The sequence below is a fragment of the Vibrio sp. 03_296 genome, assembly GCF_002265885.1.
Genome location: NZ_NPKW01000705.1, coordinates 1 through 1,049, shown reverse-complemented (window position 1 = coordinate 1,049; position 1,049 = coordinate 1). Strand labels below are relative to the sequence as shown.

The following is a 1,049-nucleotide window of genomic DNA, read 5'->3' as shown; positions in this document are numbered from 1 at the left end:
ATGCCCGGTAGCATCATTTCGAGWATGGGCTAGCGCCATAGTTCAACAACAAGCGAAACAATTTATTGTCACCATCACCTGCAATGATTGCCAAAGGCTGCGCGGGTTTTGGCCCAGTGCGGTTAATCTCAATCAYGGCAGGGAAATTAGGCTCCGCCCCCAGTTGCAATGCCAATTCAACGGCACTGAGGTCTTTTTGCATAATCAGCCACAGTAATGGTGTAATGCCCTCTTCACCACGCAAGTTCAGCTCAACCCCTTGCGCTAACATTGCCTTTGCCGCTGCGGAATCCTTACGCTGTATAGCGTGTAACAGGCTAACCATCTTCGCGTCAAAAAATAAATCTGCTTTCATGTCTTTTCCTTCAAACTTGCAGCCGCTTAACAGGCTAAGAAGCGCAATCATTAACACTGACAATACTTTGCTTGTTGCTGAAAATAGTTGTTTCCAATTAACCATGGTATGCCTTTGAAATATAGATGATCGCGCATCCGCAGTATTGTAGCGTCCTTACCAAACAACGATGCCATTGACAGTAACGCAGAGTACTCATCCCAAAAGCTAAATAATTTGGGGGACTTTTGAGGTTGGATGACAAACGTTAAAGCTAAAGCCCGCCAACCGACTTAGCAAAATTTAACAGCATCCCCGTTGTTTAAAGAGCGGTTTTAGTTTTGTGCTTCTAGGCCGCTAAGCTAACCATTATTCTTTATTGCTCTAGAAACGAGGCTAGCCATATCGATTATTTCCATCTCACCCATATCAGCAATCAAGTTTAAATGAGAAAAAATGTCACATCTTTAACAATATTACATCACTTTTTCTCGCCACCTGCAAACAGGAATGGCGCGAAGCCGTAGATTTCTTCAGTAGTTGAGTGCGCCGTATTTTTTAAAGGCCGCTGGAAACATAGGTTTACCTTGGTTGTTTTTAATATCTAAGTATTTTAGATTTTGAATAGCAAGAAAGTTGCTAATTACTTTATTTTCTCTACCAGCTCGAATATCTTGCTCGTCACCTTCTTTTGTGCGCATCCAGTTTAGATGAG

1 protein-coding gene and 1 pseudogene are annotated in these 1,049 nt (G+C 42.5%); both read right to left on the bottom strand.

Annotated features, from left to right (window positions below; translation table 11 throughout):
* Positions 1 to 13: 13 nt before the first annotated feature.
* Positions 14 to 355, bottom strand: a complete 342-nt coding sequence (locus tag CIK04_RS27265) for an ankyrin repeat domain-containing protein (protein WP_325205895.1) — start codon at positions 353 to 355, stop codon at positions 14 to 16.
* 512 nt (positions 356 to 867) lie between these two features.
* Positions 868 to 1,049 (bottom strand): annotated as a pseudogene (locus CIK04_RS32920) (aspartyl-tRNA amidotransferase); the annotation flags it as partial.